The 25,693-nt window shown below is 62.7% G+C and carries 23 protein-coding genes; 21 read left to right on the top strand and 2 right to left on the bottom strand.

The window, feature by feature from the left end; genetic code table 11:
* Positions 1-57: 57 nt before the first annotated feature.
* Positions 58-219: a hypothetical protein gene (locus F3H26_RS19470; protein WP_188127755.1), complete on the bottom strand. Its 162-nt coding sequence runs from the start codon at positions 217-219 to the stop codon at positions 58-60.
* A 99-nt stretch (positions 220-318) separates the two neighbouring features.
* Here F3H26_RS19470 and F3H26_RS11620 point away from each other — a divergent pair, with 99 nt between their 5' ends.
* From F3H26_RS11620 to F3H26_RS11540, 17 genes are all read left to right on the top strand, one after another.
* Positions 319-1,194, top strand: a complete 876-nt coding sequence (locus tag F3H26_RS11620; RefSeq protein ID WP_149776218.1) for a LysR family transcriptional regulator — start codon at positions 319-321, stop codon at positions 1,192-1,194.
* 101 nt (positions 1,195-1,295) lie between these two features.
* The gene (gene ccoG, locus F3H26_RS11615; protein ID WP_149776217.1) at positions 1,296-2,717 is read left to right on the top strand and encodes a cytochrome c oxidase accessory protein CcoG; all 1,422 of its coding nucleotides are present in this window, start codon (positions 1,296-1,298) and stop codon (positions 2,715-2,717) included.
* Positions 2,718-2,720: 3 nt separating this feature from the next.
* Complete coding sequence (locus tag F3H26_RS11610; protein WP_149776216.1) at positions 2,721-3,179, top strand: FixH family protein; 459 nt, start codon at positions 2,721-2,723, stop codon at positions 3,177-3,179.
* A 4-nt stretch (positions 3,180-3,183) separates the two neighbouring features.
* The gene (locus tag F3H26_RS11605; protein ID WP_149776215.1) at positions 3,184-5,361 is read left to right on the top strand and encodes a heavy metal translocating P-type ATPase; all 2,178 of its coding nucleotides are present in this window, start codon (positions 3,184-3,186) and stop codon (positions 5,359-5,361) included.
* A 5-nt stretch (positions 5,362-5,366) separates the two neighbouring features.
* Positions 5,367-5,525, top strand: coding sequence for a cbb3-type cytochrome oxidase assembly protein CcoS (gene ccoS, locus F3H26_RS11600; protein WP_149776214.1), 159 nt, complete (start codon positions 5,367-5,369; stop codon positions 5,523-5,525).
* Positions 5,526-5,604: 79 nt separating this feature from the next.
* Positions 5,605-5,802, top strand: a complete 198-nt coding sequence (secE, locus tag F3H26_RS11595) for a preprotein translocase subunit SecE (RefSeq protein ID WP_138842374.1) — start codon at positions 5,605-5,607, stop codon at positions 5,800-5,802.
* Positions 5,803-6,030: 228 nt separating this feature from the next.
* A complete protein-coding gene (nusG, locus tag F3H26_RS11590) occupies positions 6,031-6,564 on the top strand; it encodes a transcription termination/antitermination protein NusG (protein ID WP_149776213.1) in 534 nt (177 codons plus the stop codon).
* A 160-nt stretch (positions 6,565-6,724) separates the two neighbouring features.
* Entirely contained in the window at positions 6,725-7,633 is a 909-nt protein-coding gene (locus F3H26_RS11585) for an ATP-grasp domain-containing protein (protein ID WP_149776212.1), read from the top strand.
* Complete coding sequence (locus tag F3H26_RS11580; protein ID WP_149776211.1) at positions 7,567-7,833, top strand: ATP-grasp domain-containing protein; 267 nt, start codon at positions 7,567-7,569, stop codon at positions 7,831-7,833. Before F3H26_RS11585 ends, F3H26_RS11580 begins: the two co-directional genes overlap by 67 nt.
* A gap of 221 nt (positions 7,834-8,054) precedes the next feature.
* Entirely contained in the window at positions 8,055-8,504 is a 450-nt protein-coding gene (rplK, locus tag F3H26_RS11575; RefSeq protein ID WP_068348654.1) for a 50S ribosomal protein L11, read from the top strand.
* A gap of 1 nt (position 8,505) precedes the next feature.
* Complete coding sequence (rplA, locus tag F3H26_RS11570; protein ID WP_149776210.1) at positions 8,506-9,204, top strand: 50S ribosomal protein L1; 699 nt, start codon at positions 8,506-8,508, stop codon at positions 9,202-9,204.
* A gap of 189 nt (positions 9,205-9,393) precedes the next feature.
* Positions 9,394-10,446, top strand: a complete 1,053-nt coding sequence (locus F3H26_RS11565; RefSeq protein WP_149776209.1) for a Hint domain-containing protein — start codon at positions 9,394-9,396, stop codon at positions 10,444-10,446.
* Between the two features lie 293 nt (positions 10,447-10,739).
* Positions 10,740-11,258, top strand: a complete 519-nt coding sequence (gene rplJ, locus F3H26_RS11560; RefSeq protein ID WP_068348662.1) for a 50S ribosomal protein L10 — start codon at positions 10,740-10,742, stop codon at positions 11,256-11,258.
* A gap of 79 nt (positions 11,259-11,337) precedes the next feature.
* Positions 11,338-11,715: a 50S ribosomal protein L7/L12 gene (gene rplL, locus F3H26_RS11555; RefSeq protein WP_149776208.1), complete on the top strand. Its 378-nt coding sequence runs from the start codon at positions 11,338-11,340 to the stop codon at positions 11,713-11,715.
* Positions 11,716-11,966: 251 nt separating this feature from the next.
* Positions 11,967-16,103, top strand: a complete 4,137-nt coding sequence (gene rpoB, locus F3H26_RS11550; RefSeq protein ID WP_149776207.1) for a DNA-directed RNA polymerase subunit beta — start codon at positions 11,967-11,969, stop codon at positions 16,101-16,103.
* Between the two features lie 52 nt (positions 16,104-16,155).
* Entirely contained in the window at positions 16,156-20,397 is a 4,242-nt protein-coding gene (gene rpoC, locus F3H26_RS11545) for a DNA-directed RNA polymerase subunit beta' (protein WP_149776206.1), read from the top strand.
* A 135-nt stretch (positions 20,398-20,532) separates the two neighbouring features.
* Positions 20,533-21,402, top strand: a complete 870-nt coding sequence (locus tag F3H26_RS11540; protein WP_149776205.1) for a DMT family transporter — start codon at positions 20,533-20,535, stop codon at positions 21,400-21,402.
* On the opposite strand, the gene F3H26_RS11535 is transcribed toward F3H26_RS11540, so the two are convergent.
* The gene (locus tag F3H26_RS11535; RefSeq protein WP_149776204.1) at positions 21,387-22,193 is read right to left on the bottom strand and encodes a putative rhamnosyl transferase; all 807 of its coding nucleotides are present in this window, start codon (positions 22,191-22,193) and stop codon (positions 21,387-21,389) included. The two genes, F3H26_RS11540 and F3H26_RS11535, sit on opposite strands and share 16 nt — an antisense overlap.
* A 349-nt stretch (positions 22,194-22,542) precedes the next feature.
* On the opposite strand from F3H26_RS11535, the gene rpsL reads away from it, so the two are divergent.
* From rpsL to F3H26_RS11515, 4 genes are all read left to right on the top strand, one after another.
* A complete protein-coding gene (rpsL, locus tag F3H26_RS11530) occupies positions 22,543-22,914 on the top strand; it encodes a 30S ribosomal protein S12 (RefSeq protein WP_005980675.1) in 372 nt (123 codons plus the stop codon).
* Positions 22,915-22,929: 15 nt separating this feature from the next.
* Entirely contained in the window at positions 22,930-23,400 is a 471-nt protein-coding gene (rpsG, locus tag F3H26_RS11525; protein ID WP_005980678.1) for a 30S ribosomal protein S7, read from the top strand.
* Between the two features lie 18 nt (positions 23,401-23,418).
* Entirely contained in the window at positions 23,419-25,536 is a 2,118-nt protein-coding gene (gene fusA, locus F3H26_RS11520) for an elongation factor G (RefSeq protein WP_149776203.1), read from the top strand.
* Positions 25,537-25,598: 62 nt separating this feature from the next.
* Positions 25,599-25,693: GTP-binding protein (locus tag F3H26_RS11515; RefSeq protein ID WP_018294844.1), on the top strand; the 95-nt coding region annotated here is incomplete at its 3' end.

Genomic DNA, 25,693 nt, shown 5'->3' with positions numbered 1-25,693 from the left:
TTTCCTGAAAATAGGGCTGACAGTGGCCCCGGTCCAGCGCTGGCATGCAACCCGATCCTAAAGGTTGCGCGGATCCAACTCGCGGCTCTTGCCGATCCACCAGTGTCCGGCAGGCAGCCATCTTTTCCTTTTGGGTGCATTCGGTTTGGGCGCGTCGCGCAGCTTGGGCGCGTTCAACCGCGTGGCGGTCATGAAGGACGCGGCGTAGATGTTCAGCATGGTATTTCTCCTGATGCGATGAACTCGGGTTCCAGCATCGGCTCTTGACCGGATATTTGCGACTCAATTACCATGTTTAGATGTAAGCTGAGGTTACATATGGACTGGCTGAACCTTCCGCCTTTGGCGGCGCTGCGGGCCTTTGCAGCCTTTGCCGAGCACAGAAATATCGTCAAGGCCGGTGCTGCGCTGAATGTAAGCCATGCCGCCATCAGCCAGCAGTTGCGCGCACTTGAGGCACATCTGGGCGTGACCCTGTTGGACCGGACGGGCAAAACGCTGGTCCTGACGTCGGATGGCGAACACTTGGCCCGCGGCGTTCAGCTGGGGTTCGGCGCCATCCATGCGGCGGTCTCGGACCTGGTGCACGCGGGCGAGGACCGGCCGGTGCACATTTCGCTGACCGCCTCATTCGCGGCTTCATGGCTGATGCCGCGGTTGCCGATGTTCCGGTCGGATCATCCCGGGATCGATCTGACCCTGGATCCGTCACCCGAACTGGTCGATCTGCGCCCCGGCGGGGTGGATGTTGCGATTCGATACGGAGCAGGCGACTGGCCGGGCGTCCGGTCCGAGATGTTGCTGCAAACTCCGATGGTCATCGTCGCCGCGCCCAGTCTTCTGGGGTCCAGGTCCGAATGGTCGCCGGCTGATCTGGCCCGTTTGCCCTGGCTCGAAGAGGTGGGCACGACCGAAGCCAGCACATGGCTGGCCCAACATGGGGCGGCGATGGATCCCGGCGCCGGACGGACCAGTCTGCCGGGCAATCTGGTCCTTGAGGGCGTGCGCGCGGGGCAGGGGGTCACGGTGACGGTGCGACATTTCGTCGAACGTGATATCGTGGCCGGAAGACTAGCTGAACTTCATGTCGCACCGGACGCCCGAGGGTATCACATCGTGACGGCGCAAACGCCGCAGAGAAAGGCGGTCAAGACGTTCGTCGGGTGGCTGAAACGCCAAGCAAACGGGGTGTGACAAAAGGTGTCTGTGCGATGCGCTTTTGACCCATGTCAAAGTTGTCCGGTGTATGATCTGGAACAAGTCGCCCGACAAACATCAAGATCCGGAGCCATACCGTGAGCGATCAAAGCCCAGCCCCCAGCCTTTACGCCGCAAGGGAACCGATCTTTCCACGGCGCGTTTCTGGCAGGTTTCGAAACCTCAAATGGATCATCATGGCCGTCACGCTGGGGATCTACTACATAACGCCCTGGATCCGCTGGGACCGCGGCCCCAGCCTGCCGGACCAGGCGGTGCTTCTGGACCTGGCGAACCGGCGGTTCTACTTCTTCTGGATCGAGATTTGGCCCCACGAATTCTATTTCGTCGCGGGTCTGCTCATCATGGCCGGTCTGGGGTTGTTCCTGTTCACCTCGGCTCTGGGGCGGGTGTGGTGCGGCTATGCCTGCCCGCAAACGGTCTGGACCGATCTGTTCATTCTGGTCGAGCGCTGGATCGAGGGCGACCGGAACGCCCGGCTGCGCCTGCACCGGCAGAAAAAGCTTGATCTCCGCAAGGCCCGCCTGCGCCTGACGAAATGGACGGCCTGGTTCCTGATCGGTCTCGCCACGGGCGGGGCCTGGGTCTTCTATTTTGCCGACGCGCCGACGCTGGCGCGCGATCTGGTCACCGGCAATGCGCATCCCATCGCCTATACGACGATGCTGATCCTGACCGGCACGACCTTTTTCTTCGGAGGCTTCGCGCGCGAACAGATCTGCATCTATGCCTGTCCCTGGCCGCGCATCCAGGCAGCGATGATGGACGAGGACACGCTGGTGGTGGGCTATCGCGAGTGGCGGGGTGAGCCTCGCGGCAAGGGCAAGAACCGCGAAGGGTTGGGCGACTGCATCGACTGTTACGCCTGCGTCAACGTCTGCCCGATGGGGATCGACATCCGCGACGGGCAGCAGCTGGAATGCATCACCTGCGCCCTGTGCATCGATGCCTGCGACGAAATGATGGAAAAGGTCGGCAAGCCGCGCGGCCTAATCGACTACATGGCGCTCAGCGATGAACAGCGCGAACGCTCGGGGCTGCCGCCCAAGAGCATCTGGAAGCATATCTTCCGCCCGCGCACGATTCTGTACACCTCGCTGTGGTCGGCGGTGGGGTTTGCCCTGCTGTTCGCGCTGTTCATCCGATCGGACATAGACCTGACGGTGGCGCCGGTGCGCAACCCGACCTTCGTGACCATGTCCGACGGATCGATCCGCAACACCTACGACGTGCGGCTGCGCAACAAGCATGGCGAGGACCGGTTGTTCAAGCTGTCGCTGGTGGGCGATCCCGCGATGCAGCTTCAGATCGAAGGCGAAGCACAGGATACGGTGAATGTCCCGGCGGATACCGCACATCTGACGCGTGTGTATATAGTGGCACCTAAGGATTCGGCCCCGGCGGCGGCTGACACGACACCGGTTCGTATCTGGGTCGAGGACTTGGCCAGCGGCGAGCGGGCCTACAAAGACACCACGTTCAACGGGCGGGGGAACTGAGACATGAGCGAACGGCAATTCACCGGCAAACATGCGCTGGCCGTATTCGTGGGTGCGTTCGGTGTGATCATCGCGGTCAACCTTGTTCTGGCCTACAGCGCGGTCAAGACCTTCCCGGGGCTCGAGGTCAAGAACTCGTACGTGGCCAGCCAGGAGTTCAACGAACGTCTGCACGAACAGCAGGCGCTGGGTTGGGACGCCACCGCGGAAACCAAGGGCGGGCTGTTGATCCTGCACATCACCGACGCGCAGGGCGATCCGGTCCGCGTGGCCGAATTGCAGGCTGTCGTGGGGCGTGCCACCCATGTGCGCGACGATTTCGCGCCGGATTTCACCTTTGACGGCGTGGCCTACTCCGCCCCGGCGACTCTGGCCAAGGGCAACTGGAACGTCCGGCTGGTGGCGCGTGACCATGACGGCGCCGAGTTCACCCGACGCATTCCGTTGTACGTGAAGGGCTGATCCGATGGGCGGGCAGATCACGCCGACTGCTGCAGCCTGCCCGGGGTGCATTGCCGCCCCGGCTGATGCAGCCCGTCCGGTTCCGAAGGATGCCCAGATCGCGCTGTCGCTGCCCGGCATTCATTGCTCGGCCTGTATCGCGAATGTCGAGCAGGCCCTGAACGCCGTGCCCGGCGTGCAGGATGCGCGCGTGAACCTGACGCTGAAGCGGGCGCTGATCAAGGCCGCGCCGGATCTGCGCGCCGCCGATCTGATCCCGGTACTGGAGCGGGTCGGATACGAGGCGCACGAGCTGGACCCAGGCGCGCTGTCCGCCACCCAGGCCGACAAGGCCGGGCGCGATCTGCTGATGCGGCTGGCGGTTGCCGGTTTTGCCTCGATGAACGTGATGCTGCTGTCGGTGTCGGTCTGGTCCGGGGCCACGGACGCGACACGCGACATGTTCCACTGGATTTCGGCGGCGATCACACTGCCGGCGATCGCCTTTTCGGCCCAGCCGTTTTTCGAGAACGCCTGGAGCGCGCTGCGCGTGCGCCGCCTGAACATGGACGTGCCGATCGTGCTGGCGATCGTGCTGGCGCTGGTCACGTCGCTGTGGGAAACCGCGCTGAGTGGCAAGCATGCCTATTTCGATGCGGCCCTGACGCTCACTTTCTTTCTGCTGGCGGGGCGGTATCTGGATTACCGCACGCGCGCCGCCGCCCGTTCGGCGGCCGAGGAATTGACGGCGCTCGAAGTCCCCCGCGCCATTCGCCTGCGCAACGGGGCCGAGGAGGAGGTCGGCGTCGCGGCGCTAAAGGTGGGTGATCTGATACTGGTGCGCCCCGGCGCCCGCATGCCCGTGGACGGCCAGATCGTGTCGGGCCGGTCCGAGCTGGACCGCTCGCTGCTGACCGGCGAGACGCTCCCGGTTTTCGCGCAACCCGGCACGCAGGTCAGCGCCGGCGAGGTGAACCTGACCGGCCCGTTGACCATCCGCGCCACGGCGGTGGGCGAGGACACCTCGCTGCACCGGATGGCCGATCTGGTGGCCATCGCCGAATCGGGGCGGTCGCGCTATACCTCGCTGGCCGACAAGGCGGCCAAGCTTTACGCGCCCGGCGTGCATATTCTGTCGGCGCTCAGCTTCGTGGGCTGGTACCTGTATTCCGGCGATATCCGTACGGCGCTGAACATCGCGGCGGCGGTGCTGATCATCACCTGTCCCTGTGCGCTGGGGCTGGCGGTTCCGGCGGTGACGACGGCGGCATCGGGGCGCCTGTTCCGCAAGGGGATGCTGATCAAGCACGCCACGGCGCTGGAACGACTGGCCGAGGTCGACACGGTCGTGTTCGACAAGACCGGCACTTTGACCGAGGGTACGCCGGACCTGGTGAACCTGCCTGAAATCGCCCGGGACGATCTGGCCATTGCGTTGGCGCTGGCCGAGGCGTCGGCGCATCCCTTGTCGGTTGCCCTGGCGCGCGCGGCGCGGGATGCGGGGATCACCCCGGCGGATGTGTCCGACATCTCCGAGGTTCCGGGTTTTGGCACCGAAGGCCAGCATGCCGGACAGCGGGTGCGACTGGGCCGGGCGGAGTGGGTGGGTGCACCGGACGGTGCCGAAACCACGGCCTGGCTGGCGGTGGGTGACCGCGCGCCCGTTGCCTTCCGGTTTGTCGACAGCCTGCGCCCCGGCGCGGCCGAGGCGGTGCGCGCCCTGCGTGACGGCGGCAAGGATGTCATCCTGATTTCGGGCGATGCGCCGACCGCTGTGCAGGCTTTGGCCGACAAGCTGGGCATCGAGACCTGGCTCGCCCGCGCCCTGCCGCAGGACAAGGCGGCCCATGTCCAAACGCTGACCGATCAGGGCCATCGCGTTCTGATGGTGGGTGACGGGCTGAATGACACGGCGGCGCTGGCGGCGGCGCATGTGTCGATCTCGCCGGCCTCGGCGCTGGACGCGGCGCGGGTGGCCTCGGATATCGTTCTGCTGGGCACCGACCTGTCGCCGATCGCAGATGCCTGCCGGACCGCCGAAAAGGCGACGAAGCGGATTCGCGAAAACTTCCGGATCGCGACCATTTACAACGTGATCGCCGTGCCGCTGGCGGTGGCGGGTCTGGCGACGCCCCTGATCGCGGCCTTGGCGATGTCCACCTCGTCGATTACCGTATCCCTGAACGCCCTGCGCCTGAGGTGACCTGAATGGAAGTGCTGGCCTATCTGATCCCGATTTCCCTGTTTCTGGGCGGCGTTGGCCTTGTGGCCTTCATCTATACCGTGCGCTCCAACCAGTATGACGACCCCGAGGGCGACGCCCGCCGCATCCTGAGCAACCAGTGGGATGATCACCCCAAGCCGTGACGGTCCTGTCGCCGGCCCTTGAAATTGCCGCAATGCCCGGATATGTCCGGCCCATCCGCTAGCAGAGAGATAAAGCCTCATGGCCACCACAAACCCGATCCAGTTCATTCAGCAAGTCCGTGCCGAAGTCTCGAAGGTCGTCTGGCCGACCCGGCGCGAGGTGCTGCTGACCACGGTCATGGTGTTCATCATGGCGGCGCTGACCGCGGTGTTCTTCGCGCTGGTCGATCTGGGCATCCGCGGCGGGCTGCAACTGATCCTGGGTGCGTTCAACTAGGTCCCGCCGCGCGGGAAAACCCCGTCATGCCGCCCTCTTGGGGCACTGCCCTCTTGCACAGCGCGCGATGTCGGTTTAGGTGACGCGGTACCTTTCGGGATGGGCGTGCGGCGATTCGGGCTGCGCGCCGCTTTTTATTCCGGATCACGCGGCGGGGCCGCGACAGAAATTCAATTCCGGTGCGCCCTTTGACGCGGCGCGCCAAAGGCAAACAAGGACGGCAGGTTCATGGCGAAACGGTGGTACTCGGTCAGCGTTCTTTCGAATTTCGAAAAGAAGATCGCAGAGCAGATCCGCACGGCTGTGGCCGAACAGGGCCTTGAGGACGAGATCGACGAGGTTCTGGTGCCCACCGAAGAGGTAATCGAGGTGCGCCGCGGCAAGAAGGTCACGACCGAGCGCCGCTTCATGCCCGGTTACGTTCTGGTCCACATGGAAATGTCGGACAAGGGCTATCACCTGATCAACTCGATCAACCGGGTCACCGGCTTTCTGGGCCCGCAGGGCCGCCCGATGCCGATGCGCGACGCCGAGGTGAACCAGATCCTCAACCGCGTGCAGGAAGGCGAAGAAGCGCCGCGCACCCTCATCAGCTTTGAGGTGGGCGAGAAGGTCAAGGTCAACGACGGCCCGTTCGAGGATTTCGACGGTATGGTCGAAGGCGTGGACGAAGAGAACCAGAAGCTGAAGGTTTCGGTTTCGATCTTCGGTCGCGAGACGCCGGTCGAACTGGATTTCACGCAGGTCACCAAGCAGAGCTGAGGGGCCTTCCATCCTTCTGCGCACGCCGCGATGCCACACGCATCGCGGCGTTTTTCGTCTGGTGCCCGGCGTGCCGGAATGGGTCTTGCCTCCGCCCAAGTATCGACACATTTTTTCTGGATTTTTTCCAACGAGGCGACAATCGAGGGACAGCTGAAAAATGACAGCTTTTGCGCAGGATGTAGAGGCCATCAAAGGCAAGGAGACAATCAATGTTTCCAGTCAGCTCGTGGAAGTCGCGCGTGCGACCGGCAAAAGCCCGTTCTCGCTTGCTTTCGATTTTCTCAAGCTCCGCAGAAAAAGCGGCAAGCTGAAGTTCTATGAGTATTTCCTGTATGAACTCTATGACCGCGCGCGTTGGTCGGATGCCGAGCGCGAGGAGTTCGTTTCCGCCCACATTCACTGGCCGCTCGTCAATGCCTGCAACGACGCGCAGTGGTGGGCGCTGACCGAAGACAAGTGGCTGTCCGCCTGTTTTCTGGAGCATAACGGCGTGCCGACACCCAGGACACTGGCCGTCTTTGACCGCAGCGTCCGCCAGTTCGGCAACACGCCGAAACTGACGAGCGGCGAAGACCTGAAGTCCTTCCTGTCGGCCCGGGGATCGTCCCCTGTCTTTGCCAAGCCCATCGGTGGCATGTGGAGCGCCGGCGCCATGCGTATTTCGGCGCATACCGACACGCATGTCATCGCGACTGGTCATGACCCGCAGACATTCGACGCGTTCGCCGACTCGGCCCTTGGCGATATCCCCTACATCTTTCAGGACTGTCTCAAGCCGCACAGGTTTTTCGATGGCATCACCGATGCGATCGCAACCGTGCGTTGCCTGAACCTGATCGACGACGACCAGCTTTCCGTGCCGTTTGCGATGCTCAAGCTGCCCATGGCAGGCAATATCGCCGACAATTTCTGGCGTCCGGGCAACCTGTTGTGCAACCTCGACCCGGAGACCGGTGAAGTGACGGGGCTGGCGGCCGTGAAAATGGCCGCCGCGTCGCGTTGGATGCGCTGCCGGACTCCGACCGCAAGCTTGTCGGTGAAACGCTGCCGTTATGGGGCGAGTTGAGGGAATTGAACCGGAAGATCGCGTTTCTACATGCGGCGAACCACTTTGGGTCGACCGATATCGCACTGACGGACGATGGGCCGGTTGCGGTCGAGGTCAACAACGGCTGTGCGTTCGAGCTCATGCAGATTGCGACGGGCAGGGGCTTTCTCGACAGCCGGATGCGGGCGTTCTTCAGCAAGCACAACGTGAAACTCTAAGGCGCCGTCGCCGAGCTGCCGAGGCGCATGCGGCCGGGCGGGCCTGTGTTCAGGTCCTGCCGGCAGCCCCTTGCCAACTCCTCCGTTCCGCTGTAAACGCCGCCCCTATCGTCTTCGGGCGAGATTCTCTCGTGGGAGATCGCAGGGATCGCGATTCCGGATCGGACCACGCAACACAAACCGGGTGAAACGCGTTTCACCTATGTTGAAAGGAAAACCAAATGGCCAAGAAGCTTGCTGGTACGATGAAGCTGCAGGTTCCTGCAGGTCAGGCAAACCCGTCGCCGCCGGTTGGTCCGGCGCTGGGTCAGCGCGGTATCAACATCATGGAATTCTGCAAGGCGTTCAACGCCAAGACCGCAGACATGGAGCCCGGCGCTCCGTGCCCGACCGTGATTACCTACTATCAGGACAAGTCCTTTACCATGGACATCAAGACGCCGCCGGCGTCGTACTACCTGAAGAAGGCAGCCGGTCTGAAGCCGGTCGGCAAGCGCAACCGCCCGAAAGGCGCAGAGAACCCCGGCCGCGAGACCGTTGCGACCGTCACGGTGGCTCAGGTGCGTGAAATCGCCGAAGCCAAGATGAAGGATCTGAACGCCAATGACATCGAAGGCGCAATGCAGATCATCCTGGGCTCGGCCCGTTCCATGGGCATCGAGGTGAAGTAAGATGGCAAAACTCGGTAAACGTACCCGCGCAGCGCGCGAAGCTGTCGCCGGCAAGGAAAACCTGTCGGTCGAGGAAGCTGTCAAACTGGTCAAGGCCAACGCGACCGCGAAGTTCGACGAAACCATCGAAATCGCCATGAACCTGGGTGTCGACACCCGCCACGCCGACCAGATGGTGCGCGGCGTCGTCGGTCTGCCGAACGGCACCGGCAAGGACATGCGCGTTGCCGTCTTCGCCCGTGGCGCCAAGGCGGACGAGGCGAAAGAGGCCGGTGCGGACATCGTCGGCGCCGAGGACCTGATGGAAAGCATTCAGGCCGGCAACATCGACTTTGACCGCTGCATCGCGACCCCGGACATGATGCCGATCGTCGGCCGCCTGGGCAAGATCCTGGGCCCCCGCAACCTGATGCCAAACCCCAAGGTCGGCACCGTGACCATGGACGTGAAAGCGGCCGTGGAAGCAGCCAAGGGCGGTGAGGTTCAGTTCAAGGCGGAAAAAGGCGGCGTGGTGCATGCCGGCGTCGGCAAGGCGTCCTTCGACGAAGCCAAGCTGGCCGAGAACGTCCGCGCCTTCATTTCGGCCGTGGCCAAGGCCAAGCCGTCGGGCGCCAAGGGCACCTACATGAAGAAGATCGCGCTGAGCTCGACCATGGGCCCCGGCGTGACCGTGGACGTCGCCGAGGCGGCCAGCGAATAAGCCGACCCATCGGAGTCAACGACATGCCCCCGGCAAGCACGCCTTGCCGGGGGCTTTGCGTTTCGGTCGAGCCAGTATCCGTCAAGGAAGATGGCAGTTTTGCTTTTGCAACCGGATGACAATTCGCTAAAACCGGCTTGAGGTGTGGCGCCGCGCCGGTCGCGCGGGGTAGAGACGGTAGCAAGGATAATGGTTCAAAGAAGTTTTTTTGCCCAGGACAGCGAGAGCCTGATCGTCACGAGCAGTTCCAATGCGTCCATTGTCGGCAATCCGATCATCAACAACTCGGACACGCCGAACGGGACGATCTTTCAGTATTCCGCCGGGACCGGCGCGACAATCACGCTGGACGACAGATCTCGTGGACAGGCCGCCCAAAACGTGTTTAACGATGACCAACCGTCGCGCCACGTGATCACCGACGGCAAGGGGATGGTCGCGAACGGCACGCAGGTCGAAAGCGAGTCGATCATCACCGTGCGCGCACTGGACGCCAACGGCAACCCGACCGGACCTGAAATCGATATCTACGTGTTCTCCCAGAACGGACAGACCTCCAATGTCTGGGGCTACGCGACCTCGGACCCGCTGGTCTCGGGAACGTCCTACATCAAGGTCAGCGGGTCGAATACGGGGTCATCCCGCTATTCCAATTTCGTGGCCTGTTTCGGTCCGGGAACCATGATCCGCGCCGAGCAGGGCGAGGTGCCGATCGAGGATATCATCCCGGGGCACAAGGTCTGGACCCGCGACGCGGGGCTGCAGGTGGTTCGATGGGTCGGCCATTCCGAAGTCGAAGGTGCTGGCGCTTTCGCGCCGGTCGTCTTCGCGCCCGGCGTGATCGGGAATACGCGGGAACTGGTCCTGTCGCCGCAGCATCGGGTGCTTGTCGCGGCCTCCATGGCCGAGATGTTGTTCGGAGAGTCCGAAGTTCTGGTGGCGGCAAAACATCTGTGCGGATTGCCGGGGGTGGCGAGGCGCAGGATGGAAACCGTGCGATACACGCATTTCATGTTTGATCGCCATCAACTGGTCCGGTCAAACGGCGCACTGACCGAGAGCTTTTTCCTGGCCGAGAATTCCGTGAGCGCCCTGTCAAGCGCGCAGCGGGACGAAATCCTGGCGCTGTTCCCGGATATCGACCGCTGGGTGGCCGATTTCGGGCCGACGGCGGCGATGTCGATCAATACCGCGGACGCGGCGTTGCTGAGAGCGCATCTTCACATCCCGTCCGAGGCTTGAGCGGGCGCCTTCGCTGGCGAAATTTGGGCTTGGAAACCCCGTCCATCTGCCCTAAAGAGGGCTGCGGAATAAAGCGTGCGATTCGTCGTGCGCTTTATTTCGTTTCGTCCAAGACGGTGGGTGGCCCTGCTTGGGGTCTTAATTTCCTGCCTGAGACGGGTAAGACCAAAAGATCGAGGGTCCCACCCTCGGGCGATATTTTGGCTCCACCCCGTATCACGGACCTGAACGCCGGGTGCGAGCCCGGCAAAATTGAGCCGGGATGATATTTCGTCCCTAACTTGGAGAGAACTGTGGATAGAGCCCAGAAAGAGAAAGTGGTCGAGGAACTCGGCCAGATCTTCGAAAGCTCTGGCGTCGTGGTGGTTGCTCACTACGCCGGTCTGACAGTTGCCGAGATGCAGGACCTGCGCGCGCGTGCACGCGAAGCGGGCGGTTCCGTGCGTGTTGCCAAGAACAGGCTCGCCAAAATCGCCCTCGAGGGTAAGCCGTGTGAAAGCATGGCCGACCTGCTGACGGGTATGACCGTTCTGACCTATTCCGAGGACCCCGTGGCAGCAGCCAAGGTGGCCGAGGACTTCGCCAAGGAGAACAAGAAGTTCGAAATCCTTGGCGGTGCTATGGGCGAGAACGCTCTGGACCGTGCCGGCGTCGAAGCCGTCTCGAAAATGCCGTCGCGTGAGGAGCTCATTGCTTCGATCGTGGGCTGCATTGGCGCACCTGCTTCGAACATCGCTGGCGCGATTGGCGCACCTGCAAGCAACATCGCAAGCATCCTTTCCACCATCGAAGAGAAGGCGGAAGCTGCGTAAGCGGTTGGCACTGAATGATCTGCGTGGGGCGCATGCCCTGACGTTGGAACACACACTGTAAACGGAAAGAGCTGATACAATGGCTGATCTGAAGAAACTGGCAGAAGAGATCGTTGGTCTGACCCTGCTGGAAGCACAAGAACTGAAAACCATCCTCAAGGACGAGTACGGCATCGAGCCCGCAGCTGGCGGCGCCGTCATGGTCGCAGCAGCTGGCGGTGACGCCGGTGGCGCAGCCGAGGAAGAGAAGACCGAATTCGACGTCGTTCTGAAGAACGCCGGCGCTTCGAAAATCAACGTCATCAAAGAAGTTCGCGGCATCACCGGCCTGGGCCTGAAAGAAGCCAAGGAACTGGTCGAAGCCGGCGGCAAGATCAAAGAAGGCGTGGACAAGGCGGAAGCCGAAGAGATCAAAGGCAAGCTGGAAGCAGCTGGCGCCGAGGTCGAGCTGGCCTAAGTCGGTCTGCTGGTGCATCGCTGAAGCACCGCAAATTCTGGCTGGGTCCGGAGGAATCCGGGCTCAGCCGAACCTGTCTTAGAAAGGGCCCCATGCGGCGGGGTGTTTTCTAAGACGCGGTTCGCGGATCGGGAGGCTGCCACTCGGGACGGTGGCCATGAATTGATCCGGACGTGTCGTCTCGTATGGAAAAGGTGCCGGAGCCCGGCGGTGCCTTTGTCCGCTGAGAATATCGAAAGGTGACATCTGACATGGCTCAATCGTTCCTTGGCCAGAAACGTCTTCGGAAATACTACGGCAAAATCCGCGAAGTGCTGGAAATGCCGAACCTCATCGAGGTCCAGAAATCTTCTTACGATCTGTTCCTGCGCTCTGGCGATGCCGACCAGCCGACCGACGGCGAAGGCATTCAAGGCGTGTTCCAGTCGGTTTTCCCGATCAAGGATTTCAATGAAACCTCGGTTCTCGAGTTCGTGAAATACGAGCTGGAAAAGCCGAAATACGACGTCGAAGAGTGCATGCAGCGCGACATGACCTACAGCGCGCCGCTGAAGGTCACCCTGCGCCTGATCGTGTTCGATGTCGATGAAGATACCGGGGCCAAGTCGGTCAAGGACATCAAGGAGCAGGACGTGTTCATGGGCGACATGCCCCTGATGACGCCCAACGGCACCTTCATCGTCAATGGCACCGAGCGCGTGATCGTGTCGCAGATGCACCGGTCGCCCGGCGTGTTCTTCGACCATGACAAGGGCAAGACCCATTCCTCGGGCAAGCTGCTGTTTGCCTGCCGCATCATCCCGTATCGCGGCAGCTGGCTGGACTTCGAGTTCGACGCCAAGGACATCGTCTATGCCCGCATCGACCGTCGCCGCAAGCTGCCGGTGACGACGCTGCTCTATGCGCTGGGTCTGGATCAGGAAGGCATCATGGATGCCTATTATGACACCGTGTCCTACAAGCTGGACAAGAAGAAGGGCTGGGTCACGCCGTTCTTCCCCGAGCGTGTGCGCGGTACCCGTCCGACCTATGATCTGGTCGACGCCAAGACCGGTGAAATCATCGCCGAAGCCGGCAAGAAGGTCACCCCGCGCGCGGTCAAGAAGATCATCGAAGAGGGCAAGATCACCCATCTGCTGGTGCCCTTCGATCACATTGTGGGCAAGTTCGTCGCCAAGGACATCATCAACGAGGAAACCGGCGCGATCTATGTCGAGGCCGGTGACGAGCTGACGCTGGAATACGACAAGGACGGCGAGCTGATCGGCGGCACCGTCAAAGAGCTGCTGGATGCGGGCATTACCGACATTCCGGTTCTGGACATCGACAACGTCAATGTCGGCCCCTACATCCGCAACACCATGGCGCAGGACAAGAACATGAACCGGGAAACCGCGCTCATGGACATCTACCGCGTCATGCGCCCGGGCGAGCCGCCCACCGTCGAGGCCGCTTCGGCGCTGTTCGACACGCTGTTCTTCGACAGCGAGCGCTATGACCTGTCCGCCGTGGGCCGCGTGAAGATGAACATGCGCCTGGCGCTGGACAAGCCCGACACCCAGCGCACGCTGGACCGCGAAGACATCGTGGCCTGCATCAAGGCACTGGTGGAACTGCGCGACGGCAAGGGCGACATCGACGACATCGACCACCTGGGCAACCGCCGCGTGCGCTCGGTCGGCGAACTGATGGAAAACCAGTACCGCGTCGGCCTGCTGCGCATGGAGCGCGCCATCAAGGAGCGCATGTCTTCGGTCGAGATCGACACCGTCATGCCGCAGGACCTGATCAACGCGAAACCGGCCGCGGCCGCCGTGCGTGAATTCTTTGGCTCCTCGCAGCTGTCGCAGTTCATGGACCAGACCAACCCGCTGTCCGAGGTCACCCACAAACGCCGCCTGTCGGCGCTTGGCCCCGGCGGTCTGACCCGCGAGCGTGCGGGCTTTGAGGTGCGCGACGTGCACCCGACCCACTATGGCCGGATGTGCCCGATCGAAACGCCGGAAGGTCCGAACATCGGTCTGATCAACTCGCTGGCCACCTTTGCCCGCGTGAACAAGTACGGCTTCATCGAAACCCCCTATCGCGTCGTCAAGGACGGGCAGGTGACCGACGAGGTCCACTACATGTCCGCGACCGAGGAAATGCGTCACACCGTGGCCCAGGCCAACGCGACGCTGGACGAGAACGGCAAGTTCATCAACGATCTGGTCTCGACCCGTCAGGCCGGGGACTACACCCTGGCCCCGCGTGAAAACGTCGACCTGATCGACGTGTCGCCGAAACAGCTGGTCTCGGTTGCGGCCTCGCTGATCCCGTTCCTTGAAAACGACGACGCCAACCGCGCCCTGATGGGTTCGAACATGCAACGTCAGGCGGTTCCGCTGCTGCGCGCCGAGGCGCCGCTGGTCGGTACCGGGATCGAGGGCAAGGTTGCCATCGACTCGGGCGCCGCGATCCAGGCGAAACGCGCAGGTATCATCGACCAGGTCGATGCCCAGCGTATCGTTGTGCGTGCCACCGAGGATCTGGAACTGGGCGATGCCGGCGTTGACATCTACCGCCTGCGCAAGTTCCAGCGGTCGAACCAGAACACCTGCATCAACCAGCGTCCGCTGGTCAAGGTGGGCGACAAGGTCCAGAAGGGCGAGGTCATCGCCGACGGTCCGTCGACTGACATGGGTGAACTGGCTCTGGGCAAAAACGTGATCGTCGCGTTCATGCCGTGGAACGGCTACAACTACGAGGACTCGATCCTGATCTCGGAACGCATCGCGCGGGACGACGTGTTCACCTCGGTCCATATCGAGGAATTCGAAGTCGCCGCCCGTGACACCAAGCTGGGCCCGGAAGAGATCACCCGCGACATCCCGAATGTCGGTGAGGAAGCGCTGCGCAACCTCGACGAGGCGGGCATCGTCTACATCGGCGCGGATGTGGAGCCGGGCGACATTCTGGTCGGCAAGATCACTCCGAAGGGCGAAAGCCCGATGACCCCGGAAGAAAAGCTGCTGCGCGCCATCTTTGGTGAAAAAGCATCTGACGTGCGCGACACCTCGCTGCGCGTGAAGCCGGGCGATTACGGTACGGTCGTCGAAGTTCGCGTCTTCAACCGTCACGGCGTCGAGAAGGACGAGCGTGCGCTGCAGATCGAGCGCGAGGAAGTCGAGCGTCTGGCCCGTGACCGGGATGACGAGCTGGCGATCCTCGACCGCAACATCTATGCGCGTCTCAAGTCGATGCTGCTGGGCAAGACCGCCGTCAAGGGGCCGAAAGGCGTCAAGGCGGGCTCGGAGATCACCGAAGAGCTGCTCGAGTCGCTGACCCGCGGTCAGTGGTGGCAGCTGGCGCTGGAAGACGAGAAGGACGCCCAGGTCGTCGAGGCCCTGAACGAGCAGTACGAGGTGCAGAAACGCGCCCTGGATGCCCGTTTCGAGGACAAGGTCGAGAAGGTCCGCCGTGGCGATGACCTGCCGCCGGGCGTGATGAAGATGGTCAAGGTCTTCATCGCCGTGAAGCGCAAGCTGCAGCCGGGCGACAAGATGGCCGGCCGTCACGGGAACAAGGGTGTGATCTCGAAGGTCGTGCCGATGGAGGACATGCCGTTCCTGGCCGATGGTACCCCGATCGACTTCTGTCTGAACCCGCTGGGCGTGCCGTCGCGTATGAACGTCGGTCAGATCCTTGAAACCCACATGGGCTGGGCCGCGCGCGGTCTGGGTCTGAAGATCGACGAGGCGCTGCAGGAATACCGCCGTTCGGGCGACCTGACGCCGGTACGCGACGCGATGAAGCACGCCTATGGCGAGGACGTCTATGCCGAGGGCATCTCGAACATGAGCGAGGACGAACTGGTCGAAGCGGCCAGCAACGTCACCCGCGGCGTGCCGATCGCAACTCCGGTCTTCGACGGTGCGAAAGAGGCCGACGTCAACGACGCGCTGGTTCGCGCGGGCTTTGACACCAGCGGCCAGAGCATCCTGTTCGACGGCCGCACCGGCGAGCAGTTCGCGCGTCCGGTGACCGTGGGCGTCAAGTACCTGCTGAAACTGCACCACCTGGTGGACGACAAGATCCACGCGCGTTCGACCGGGCCCTACAGCCTGGTGACCCAGCAGCCGCTGGGCGGCAAGGCGCAGTTCGGTGGTCAGCGCTTTGGTGAGATGGAGGTCTGGGCTCTGGAAGCCTATGGCGCCGCCTACACCTTGCAGGAGATGCTGACCGTCAAGTCGGATGACGTCGCCGGCCGGACCAAGGTCTATGAGTCGATCGTCAAGGGCGAGGACAACTTCGAGGCGGGCGTACCGGAATCGTTCAACGTTCTGGTCAAAGAAGTCCGTGGCCTCGGCCTGAATATGGAACTCCTGGATGCGGAGGTTGAGGAGTAGGGGCCGCGCGCCCTTTCTCCCGTCCCCCCTTCCGCAAGATTTGAGGTAACAAATGAACCAGGAAATCACCAACAACCCGTTCAACCCGCTGACCCCGCCGAAGGTTTTCGACGAGATCAAGGTCTCGCTGGCGTCGCCGGAACGAATCCTGTCTTGGTCCTATGGCGAGATCAAGAAGCCGGAAACCATCAACTACCGCACGTTCAAGCCCGAGCGTGACGGCCTGTTCTGCGCGCGTATCTTTGGCCCGATTAAGGATTACGAATGTCTGTGCGGCAAGTACAAGCGGATGAAATATCGCGGCGTCGTCTGCGAGAAATGCGGTGTGGAAGTCACCCTGCAGAAAGTCCGCCGCGAGCGTATGGGCCACATCGAGCTGGCCGCGCCGGTTGCGCACATCTGGTTCCTGAAATCGCTGCCCAGCCGCATCGGTCTGATGCTGGACATGACGCTGCGCGATCTGGAACGCGTTCTGTACTTTGAAAACTATGTCGTCATCGAGCCCGGTCTGACCGACCTGACCTATGGCCAGATGCTGACCGAGGAAGAGTACATGGACGCGCAGGATGCCTATGGCATGGACGCGTTCAAGGCCAATATCGGCGCCGAAGCCATTCGTGAGATGCTGCAGAACATCGACCTCGAGGCCGAGGCCGAGCAGCTGCGCGCGGATCTGGCCGAAGCCACCGGTGAGCTGAAACCCAAGAAGATCATCAAGCGCCTGAAGGTCGTCGAATCCTTCCTGGAATCGGGCAACCGCCCGGAATGGATGGTGATGACCGTGATCCCGGTCATTCCGCCGGAACTGCGCCCGCTGGTGCCGCTGGACGGTGGCCGCTTCGCGACCTCGGATCTGAACGATCTGTATCGCCGCGTCATCAACCGGAACAACCGTCTGAAGCGCCTGATCGAACTGCGCGCGCCCGACATCATCGTCCGCAACGAAAAGCGGATGCTGCAGGAATCCGTGGACGCTCTGTTCGACAATGGCCGTCGTGGTCGCGTGATCACCGGCGCCAACAAGCGCCCGCTGAAATCGCTGTCGGACATGCTGAAAGGCAAGCAGGGCCGCTTCCGCCAGAACCTGCTGGGGAAACGCGTCGACTTCTCGGGCCGTTCGGTCATCGTGACCGGCCCCGAGCTCAAGCTGCACCAGTGCGGCCTGCCCAAGAAGATGGCGCTGGAACTGTTCAAGCCGTTCATCTATTCGCGGCTGGAAGCCAAGGGGCTGTCTTCGACCGTGAAGCAGGCGAAGAAGCTGGTCGAGAAAGAGCGCCCCGAAGTGTGGGACATCCTCGACGAGGTGATCCGCGAGCACCCGGTGATGCTGAACCGTGCGCCGACGCTGCACCGTCTTGGCATTCAGGCGTTCGAGCCGGTTCTGATCGAAGGCAAGGCGATCCAGCTGCACCCGCTGGTCTGTTCGGCCTTCAACGCCGACTTCGACGGGGACCAGATGGCCGTTCACGTTCCGCTGAGCCTTGAGGCCCAGCTGGAAGCGCGCGTGCTGATGATGTCGACGAACAACGTTCTGTCGCCGGCAAACGGTGCGCCGATCATCGTTCCGTCGCAGGACATGATCCTGGGCCTGTACTATCTGACCCTGGAACGCGAAGGCATGCCGGGCGAAGGCAAGGTGTTCGGCTCGATCGAAGAGGTCCAGCAAGCGCTGGACGCGGGCGAGGTGCATCTGCACTCGAAGATCACCGCGCGGATCGCTCAGATCGACGAAGAAGGCAACGAGGTTCAGAAGCGCTATGAGACCACGCCGGGCCGCGTGCGCCTGGGGGCTCTGCTGCCCAAGAACAACAAGGCTCCGTTCGACCTGGTCAACCGCCTGCTGCGCAAAAAAGAGGTGCAGCAGGTCATCGACACCGTCTACCGCTACTGCGGCCAGAAAGAGTCCGTGATCTTCTGTGACCAGATCATGTCGATGGGCTTCCGCGAGGCGTTCAAGGCGGGCATTTCGTTCGGCAAGGACGACATGGTGATCCCGGCCGACAAATGGGCCATCGTGGACGAGACCCGCGAACAGGTGAAGGACTTTGAACAGCAGTACATGGACGGCCTGATCACCCAGGGCGAAAAGTACAACAAGGTCGTGGATGCCTGGTCGAAGTGCAACGACCGCGTCACCGAGGCGATGATGAACACCATCTCGGCCGTGCAGAAGGACGAGAACGGCGCCGACAAGGAGCCGAACTCGGTCTACATGATGGCGCACTCCGGTGCGCGTGGCTCGGTCACGCAGATGAAACAGCTGGGCGGCATGCGCGGCCTGATGGCCAAGCCGAACGGCGACATCATCGAGACGCCGATCATCTCGAACTTCAAGGAAGGTCTGACCGTTCTTGAATACTTCAACTCGACCCACGGCGCCCGCAAGGGTCTGTCGGATACCGCTCTGAAGACGGCGAACTCGGGTTACCTGACCCGGCGTCTGGTGGACGTGGCGCAGGACTGCATCGTGCGCGAGCATGATTGCGGCACCGACCGCGCCATCACCGCCGAGGCCGCCGTCAACGACGGCGAGGTCGTGGCTTCGCTGTCCGAGCGCGTTCTGGGCCGTGTTGCGGCCGAGGACATCCTGCGCCCGGGTTCGGACGAGATCCTCGTGGCCGCCGGCCAGCTGATCGACGAGCGCATGGCCGATGCCATCGACGAAGCCGGCGTTCAGTCGGCCCGCATCCGCTCGCCGCTGACCTGCGAAAGCGAAGAGGGCGTCTGTGCCATGTGCTACGGCCGTGACCTTGCCCGCGGGACGATGGTCAACACCGGCGAGGCGGTCGGCATCATCGCCGCCCAGTCGATCGGTGAACCCGGCACCCAGCTGACGATGCGGACCTTCCACATCGGCGGCGTTGCACAGGGTGGCCAGCAATCGTTCCAGGAAGCCAGCCAAGACGGCGTCGTTGCCTTTGAGAACCCGCAGATCCTGGTCAATGCCGCCGGCGAAAGCCTGGTCATGGGCCGGAACATGAAGCTGGTGATCAAGGACGAGCACGGCGAAGAGCGCGCCAGCTTCAAGCTGGGCTATGGCTCGAAGCTGTTCGTCAAGGATGGCGACAAGGTCAACCGCGGCGACAAGCTGTTCGAGTGGGATCCCTATACCCTGCCGATCATCGCCGAGAAGGCCGGTACCGCGAAATATGTCGACCTGGTCTCGGGCCTTGCCGTGCGCGAGGAAACCGACGATGCAACCGGCATGACCCAGAAGATCGTAATCGACTGGCGCGCGGCGCCGAAAGGCAGCGACCTGAAGCCCGAGATCATCCTGGTGGACGAAAACGGCGAGCCGGTCCGCAACGACGCGGGCAACCCGGTTCACTACCCGATGTCCGTGGACGCGATCCTGTCGGTCGAAGACGGCCAGAAGATCGAGGCCGGCGACGTCGTTGCGCGTATCCCGCGCGAAGGCGCCAAGACCAAGGACATCACCGGTGGTCTGCCGCGTGTGGCCGAACTGTTCGAGGCCCGTCGCCCCAAGGATCACGCGATCATCGCCGAAATCGATGGTTACGTGCGCTTTGGCCGCGACTACAAGAACAAGCGCCGCATCTCGATCGAACCGGCCGACGAATCGCTGGAGCCCGTCGAATACATGGTGCCCAAGGGCAAGCACATCCCGGTGCAGGAAGGCGACTTCGTGCAGAAGGGTGACTATATCATGGACGGCAACCCGGCGCCGCACGACATCCTGTCGATCCTGGGTGTCGAGGCTCTGGCCGACTACATGATCAACGAGGTGCAGGAGGTCTATCGTCTGCAGGGCGTGAAGATCAACGACAAGCACATCGAGGTCATCGTGCGCCAGATGCTGCAGAAGTGGGAGATCCTGGATTCGGGCGATACCACCCTGCTGAAGGGCGAGCATGTCGACAAGCAGGAGTTCGACGCGGCCAACGAAAAGACCATCGCCCGCGGTGGTCGTCCCGCTCAGGGCGAGCCGATCCTGCTGGGGATCACCAAGGCTTCGTTGCAGACCCGTTCGTTCATCTCGGCCGCGTCCTTCCAGGAGACCACCCGCGTGCTGACCGAAGCGTCGGTTCAGGGCAAGAAGGACAAGCTGGTCGGTCTGAAGGAAAACGTCATCGTCGGCCGCCTGATCCCGGCGGGTACCGGTGGCGCGACCCAGGCGGTGCGCCAGATCGCGCAGCAGCGTGACAACGTGGTCATCGAAGCCCGTCGCGAAGAGGCCGAGGCCGCAGCCGCCCTGGCGGCTCCGGTGATCGACGACGACGTGATGGGCGACGATCTCGACGCGCTGATCGAAACCCCGGAAAGCCGCGAGTAAACGGCGGTTTCCGTCGAACGAGACAGGCCCCGCATCTGCGGGGCCTTTTTCGTTTTCCCGAGTGCTCTCGGCATATTGACAACGGGTCGGCGGCGCGGGCCAATGGGCCGTTGATTTCCCAATGGGCCCATTTCCATGACACCGAATGTCAAGGGCGCGCTGCTGATGATGGGCAGCATGGCCGCCTTCACCGTGAACGATACGCTGGTCAAGGCGGCGGGGCAGGATCTGCCCCTGTTCCAGCTGGTTGCGATGCGCGGCCTGCTGGCCACGGCCCTGGTGTTCCTGCTGGCACGGCATCTGGGTGCGTTGCACCTGCGGTTTTCCGGCCATGATCGGGTTCTGGTGGCGGTGCGCTCGTTGTCCGAGTTGCTGGCGACGTTCTTCTTTCTGACCGCGCTGATGCACATGCCGCTGGCCAATGTGACGGCGGTTCTGCAGGCGCTGCCGCTGACGGTGACTCTGGGCGCCGCGCTGTTCTTCGCCGAGCCGATCGGCTGGCGGCGGATGCTGGCCATCGCCATGGGGTTTACCGGAATGCTGCTGATCGTACGGCCGGGGCCGGACGGGTTCAGCCTGTATGCGCTCTATGCGCTGGTGGCTGTGATCTGCGTGACCGCGCGCGACCTGGTCACGCGGCGGATGTCGCCCGAGGTGCCCTCGATGGTGGTGACGCTGGCGACGTCGCTGACGATCACCCTGGCGGCGGCCGTGGCCTCGGTGTTCCAGGGATGGGTGCCGGTCGCCGCGCCGACGGGTCTGCTGATCGGGTCGGCTGCCATTTTCGTTTTGCTAGGGTATCTGTTCAGCGTGATGGTCATGCGGGTGGGCGAGGTCGGGTTCGTGGCGCCGTTCCGCTATACCAGCCTGATCTGGGCGCTGGTGCTGGGCTGGGCCGTGTTCGGCGACTGGCCAGACCGGCTGACGATGCTGGGCGCGGCGTTGGTCGTGGGGGCGGGGCTGTTCACCCTGTTCCGCGAGCGGAGGCTTCACGCCTCGGCGTAGCCCCGGCGGACGGCGTCCGCGTCGATTGCGAACCGGGTGCGGAACAGGTCCCGCTCTGCGTCGCCGAGGACGGGCAGGGGGTTGCGGTTGGTTCGCGCCCTTTGGGAGTCGTTGAAGCCATTGAACGTCCGGACCCACATCGGGCGATCGGACACCGTGACCACCGGCATGAACCGTCCCATGCGCTGATGGGCGAAATTCATGATGGTCAAGGGGCTGTCGCCCTGGATGAGCATACCCAGACCCACGCCCAGCAGCCTGCGCCGGACCGGCTTGGCTTGAACGCCGAAGGGACCGAACCGGGCCAGGTAGCCCTGATCGAAATCGATCGCCACGGCCGGGTTGCGGGCCGCAAGTTCGGCCGCCTCGACCGCCGCCTGCCGCAAGCTTTCGATGAAGTCCACCGCGATGGCGTCATCGTCATCATGGCGGAAATGCAGGCAGGGGCGGTCAGGATGACGGCGGGCGTCGTTGAGGATCTGCTTCATCACCGGGCGATGTTGTCCCGGGGCGCGCTCGAGGATCCTGACCTGGTGCATGTCGGTCGTCAGGTCGCGCAGGCGGGCCTTGGCCGGTGCCGGCAGGCAAGTGCCGGTCACGATGATCAATTCGAAATCCGGGTCGGTCTGGGCCTTCAAGCCCGGCAGGGCGCAGGTTTCGAACAGGCGGAAGCGCTCGGCCAGACGGTCGGGGCGGTACAGGTGGCGGCGCCGGGCCTCGATCGTGTCATGTTCGGTCTGGAACCCGCCGATCGCAGGGTAGGAGAACCGGCACAGGCCAATGACTTGCATGATCTCGTCCGCTTGGGTATCGCCACGCCGGACTATGCCTTGGCCCGCCGCAGGCTGCAACAGGCGCCATTTCCGCCCCGCGCGGCCGTGGCTGTTGACAGTTGGGCCGACTCCCCCTATACGCCCGACATCTCGGTATGGGGGCCGCCCCGAAGCCGAAATCAGAAACGGACTGGTCAAGGCCCGGACAATTTTGTCGTTCGCGCCCTCTGATAACCGAACCGCGACGTTCACCTCGGAATGGGAACGCTCGCGGGTTTTGCGCTTGTGGACGCATTGGCGCAGCGAAGTTAACCGCACGCAATGCGCGTGCATGTCATGTGTGTTGCAAAACGGGGAAGAAACCGGAATGCCAACTATTCAACAGCTGATCCGCAAGCCGCGGCAGCCCAAAGTGAAACGCTCGAAGTCCATGCACCTGGAGCAGTGCCCGCAGAAGCGCGGCGTCTGCACCCGCGTGTACACCACCACGCCGAAAAAGCCGAACTCGGCCATGCGGAAGGTCGCCAAGGTGCGTCTGACCAACGGCTACGAGGTCATCTCGTACATCCCCGGTGAAAGCCACAACCTGCAGGAGCACTCGGTGGTCCTGATCCGTGGCGGCCGTGTGAAAGACCTTCCGGGTGTCCGCTACCACATCCTGCGCGGTGTTCTGGATACCCAGGGCGTCAAAGACCGTAAGCAGCGTCGTTCGAAATACGGCGCGAAGCGTCCCAAGTAAGAAGGAGAGGCCGAGATGTCCCGTCGTCACGCTGCCGAAAAACGCGAAGTCCTGCCTGACGCCAAATTTGGCGACAAGGTTCTGACCAAATTCATGAACAACCTGATGATCGACGGCAAGAAGTCGGTCGCCGAGCGCATCGTCTACAACGCCTTCGACCGCATCGAAAGCAAGATCAAGCGCGCACCCGTCGAAGTGTTCCACGAAGCGCTCGACAACATCAAGCCCTCGGTCGAGGTCCGCTCGCGCCGGGTTGGTGGTGCCACCTACCAGGTTCCGGTCGAAGTGCGCCCCGAGCGCCGCGAAGCGCTGGCCATCCGCTGGCTGATCGCCGCCGCGCGCAACCGCAACGAAAACACCATGGAAGAACGCCTCGCCGGTGAATTGCTGGACGCCGTACAGTCCCGCGGTACCGCCGTTAAGAAGCGCGAAGACACCCACAAGATGGCCGAGGCGAACAAAGCCTTCAGCCATTACCGCTGGTAAACCTAGAGGCTTATCCAAATGGCACGCGAATATCCGCTCGAACTGTACCGAAACTTCGGTATCATGGCGCACATCGACGCAGGCAAGACCACCTGCTCGGAGCGTATCCTGTATTACACCGGCAAATCCCACAACATCGGTGAGGTGCACGATGGTGCAGCCACCATGGACTGGATGGAGCAGGAGCAGGAACGCGGCATCACCATCACCTCGGCTGCGACCACCACCTTCTGGGAGCGCACCGAGGACGGTAAGACCGCCGATACCCCCAAGCACCGCCTGAACATCATCGACACCCCCGGCCACGTCGACTTCACCATCGAAGTGGAACGTTCGCTGGCGGTTCTCGACGGTGCCGTCTGCGTTCTGGACGCAAACGCCGGTGTCGAACCCCAGACCGAAACCGTGTGGCGTCAGGCTGACCGCTACAAGGTTCCGCGCATGGTCTTCGTCAACAAGATGGACAAGATCGGCGCCGACTTCTTCAACTGCGTCCGCATGATCGAAGAGCGCACCGGCACCCGTGCGGTTCCGGTCGGTATCCCGATCGGCGCCGAGTCCGAGCTGGAAGGCCTGATCGACCTGGTCACCATGGAAGAATGGCTGTGGCAGGGCGAAGACCTGGGCGCAAGCTGGGTCAAGGCTCCGATCCGCGACAGCCTCAAGGACATGGCCGAGGAATGGCGCGGCAAGATGATCGAGGCCGCCGTCGAGCAGGACGACGACGCCATGATGGAATACCTGGAAGGCAACGAACCCGACGTTCCGACCCTGCGCAAACTGCTGCGCAAGGGCACCCTGGCGCTGGACTTCGTTCCGGTTCTGGGTGGTTCGGCGTTCAAGAACAAGGGTGTTCAGCCGCTGCTCAACGCGGTGATCGACTATCTGCCCAGCCCGCTGGACGTGCCGCCCTACATGGGCTTCAAGCCCGGCGACGAGACCGAAGAGCGCAACATCGCACGTCGTGCCGATGACAACGAGCCCTTCGCCGGCCTGGCATTCAAGATCATGAACGACCCGTTCGTCGGTTCGCTGACCTTCACCCGGATCTACTCGGGCGTGATGAACAAGGGCGACCAGATCCTGAACTCGACCAAGGGCAAGAAAGAGCGCATCGGTCGTATGATGATGATGCACTCGAACAACCGGGAAGAGATCGAAGAAGCGTTTGCAGGCGACATCATCGCGCTGGCGGGTCTGAAGGACACCACCACCGGTGACACCCTGTGCGACGCCAAGGATCCGGTGGTTCTGGAAACCATGACCTTCCCCGATCCGGTGATCGAGATCGCGGTCGAGCCCAAGACCAAGGGCGACCAGGAGAAGATGTCGCAGGGTCTGGCCCGTCTGGCCGCCGAAGACCCGTCCTTCCGCGTGGAAACCGACCTGGAATCGGGTCAGACCATCATGAAGGGCATGGGCGAACTTCACCTGGACATCCTGGTGGACCGCCTCAAGCGCGAGTTCAAGGTCGAGGCCAACATCGGTGCGCCGCAGGTGGCCTATCGTGAAACCATCTCGATGCCGGTCGAGCACACCTACACCCACAAGAAACAGTCGGGTGGTTCGGGTCAGTTCGCCGAAGTCAAGCTGGAGATCGTGCCGACCGAGCCGGGCGAAGGTTACTCGTTCGAAAGCCGCATCGTCGGTGGTGCCGTTCCGAAGGAATACATCCCGGGCGTCGAAAAAGGCATCCAGTCGGTCATGGACAGCGGCCCGCTGGCCGGCTTCCCGGTGATCGACTTCAAGGTTGCCCTGGTGGACGGCAAGTACCACGACGTGGACTCGAGCGTTCTGGCGTTCGAAATCGCGGCCCGCATGTGCATGCGCGAAGGTCTGAAGAAGGCCGGCGCCAAGCTGCTGGAACCGATCATGAAGGTCGAAGTGATCACGCCGGAAGAATACACCGGCGGCATCATCGGCGACCTGACCTCGCGTCGGGGCCAGGTGTCGGGCCAGGAGCCGCGCGGCAACGCGATCGCCATCCAGGCCTTCGTGCCGCTGGCCAACATGTTCGGCTACATCAACACCCTGCGTTCGATGTCGTCGGGCCGTGCCCAGTTCACCATGCAGTTCGACCACTATGATCCGGTTCCGCAGAACATCGCGGAAGAGATCCAGGCGAAATACGCCTAAGCGAAAAAGTTTGAGGGGGCCCGGTCTCCGGGCTCCCGTCATTACCGAAAAAGGAGGCCATCATGGCAAAGGAAAAGTTTGAGCGTACAAAACCGCACGTCAACATTGGCACGATCGGCCACGTTGACCACGGCAAGACGACGCTGACCGCAGCGAT

It is taken from the genome of Ruegeria intermedia (genome assembly GCF_900129345.1).
GTDB lineage: Bacteria > Pseudomonadota > Alphaproteobacteria > Rhodobacterales > Rhodobacteraceae > Ruegeria > Ruegeria intermedia.
The sequence above is the reverse complement of the archived record's forward strand: the minus strand, read 5'-3'. Positions and strand labels throughout refer to the sequence as shown.

Bases quoted from the DNA above. Each gene is read 5' to 3' on its own strand.
- rpoC (WP_149776206.1), top strand. From the start codon at position 16,156: ATGAACCAGGAAATCACCAACAACCCGTTCAACCCGCTGACCCCGCCG.
- ccoS (WP_149776214.1), top strand. From the start codon at position 5,367: ATGGAAGTGCTGGCCTATCTGATCCCGATTTCCCTGTTTCTGGGCGGC.
- F3H26_RS11535 (WP_149776204.1), bottom strand. From the start codon at position 22,193: ATGCAAGTCATTGGCCTGTGCCGGTTCTCCTACCCTGCGATCGGCGGG.
- rplL (WP_149776208.1), top strand. From the start codon at position 11,338: ATGGCTGATCTGAAGAAACTGGCAGAAGAGATCGTTGGTCTGACCCTG.
- F3H26_RS11565 (WP_149776209.1), top strand. From the start codon at position 9,394: ATGGTTCAAAGAAGTTTTTTTGCCCAGGACAGCGAGAGCCTGATCGTC.
- rpsG (WP_005980678.1), top strand. From the start codon at position 22,930: ATGTCCCGTCGTCACGCTGCCGAAAAACGCGAAGTCCTGCCTGACGCC.
- nusG (WP_149776213.1), top strand. From the start codon at position 6,031: ATGGCGAAACGGTGGTACTCGGTCAGCGTTCTTTCGAATTTCGAAAAG.
- F3H26_RS19470 (WP_188127755.1), bottom strand. From the start codon at position 219: ATGCTGAACATCTACGCCGCGTCCTTCATGACCGCCACGCGGTTGAAC.
- F3H26_RS11540 (WP_149776205.1), top strand. From the start codon at position 20,533: ATGACACCGAATGTCAAGGGCGCGCTGCTGATGATGGGCAGCATGGCC.
- fusA (WP_149776203.1), top strand. From the start codon at position 23,419: ATGGCACGCGAATATCCGCTCGAACTGTACCGAAACTTCGGTATCATG.
- F3H26_RS11605 (WP_149776215.1), top strand. From the start codon at position 3,184: ATGGGCGGGCAGATCACGCCGACTGCTGCAGCCTGCCCGGGGTGCATT.
- F3H26_RS11610 (WP_149776216.1), top strand. From the start codon at position 2,721: ATGAGCGAACGGCAATTCACCGGCAAACATGCGCTGGCCGTATTCGTG.
- F3H26_RS11585 (WP_149776212.1), top strand. From the start codon at position 6,725: ATGACAGCTTTTGCGCAGGATGTAGAGGCCATCAAAGGCAAGGAGACA.
- rpsL (WP_005980675.1), top strand. From the start codon at position 22,543: ATGCCAACTATTCAACAGCTGATCCGCAAGCCGCGGCAGCCCAAAGTG.
- rplK (WP_068348654.1), top strand. From the start codon at position 8,055: ATGGCCAAGAAGCTTGCTGGTACGATGAAGCTGCAGGTTCCTGCAGGT.
- F3H26_RS11620 (WP_149776218.1), top strand. From the start codon at position 319: ATGGACTGGCTGAACCTTCCGCCTTTGGCGGCGCTGCGGGCCTTTGCA.
- rplA (WP_149776210.1), top strand. From the start codon at position 8,506: ATGGCAAAACTCGGTAAACGTACCCGCGCAGCGCGCGAAGCTGTCGCC.
- secE (WP_138842374.1), top strand. From the start codon at position 5,605: ATGGCCACCACAAACCCGATCCAGTTCATTCAGCAAGTCCGTGCCGAA.
- rpoB (WP_149776207.1), top strand. From the start codon at position 11,967: ATGGCTCAATCGTTCCTTGGCCAGAAACGTCTTCGGAAATACTACGGC.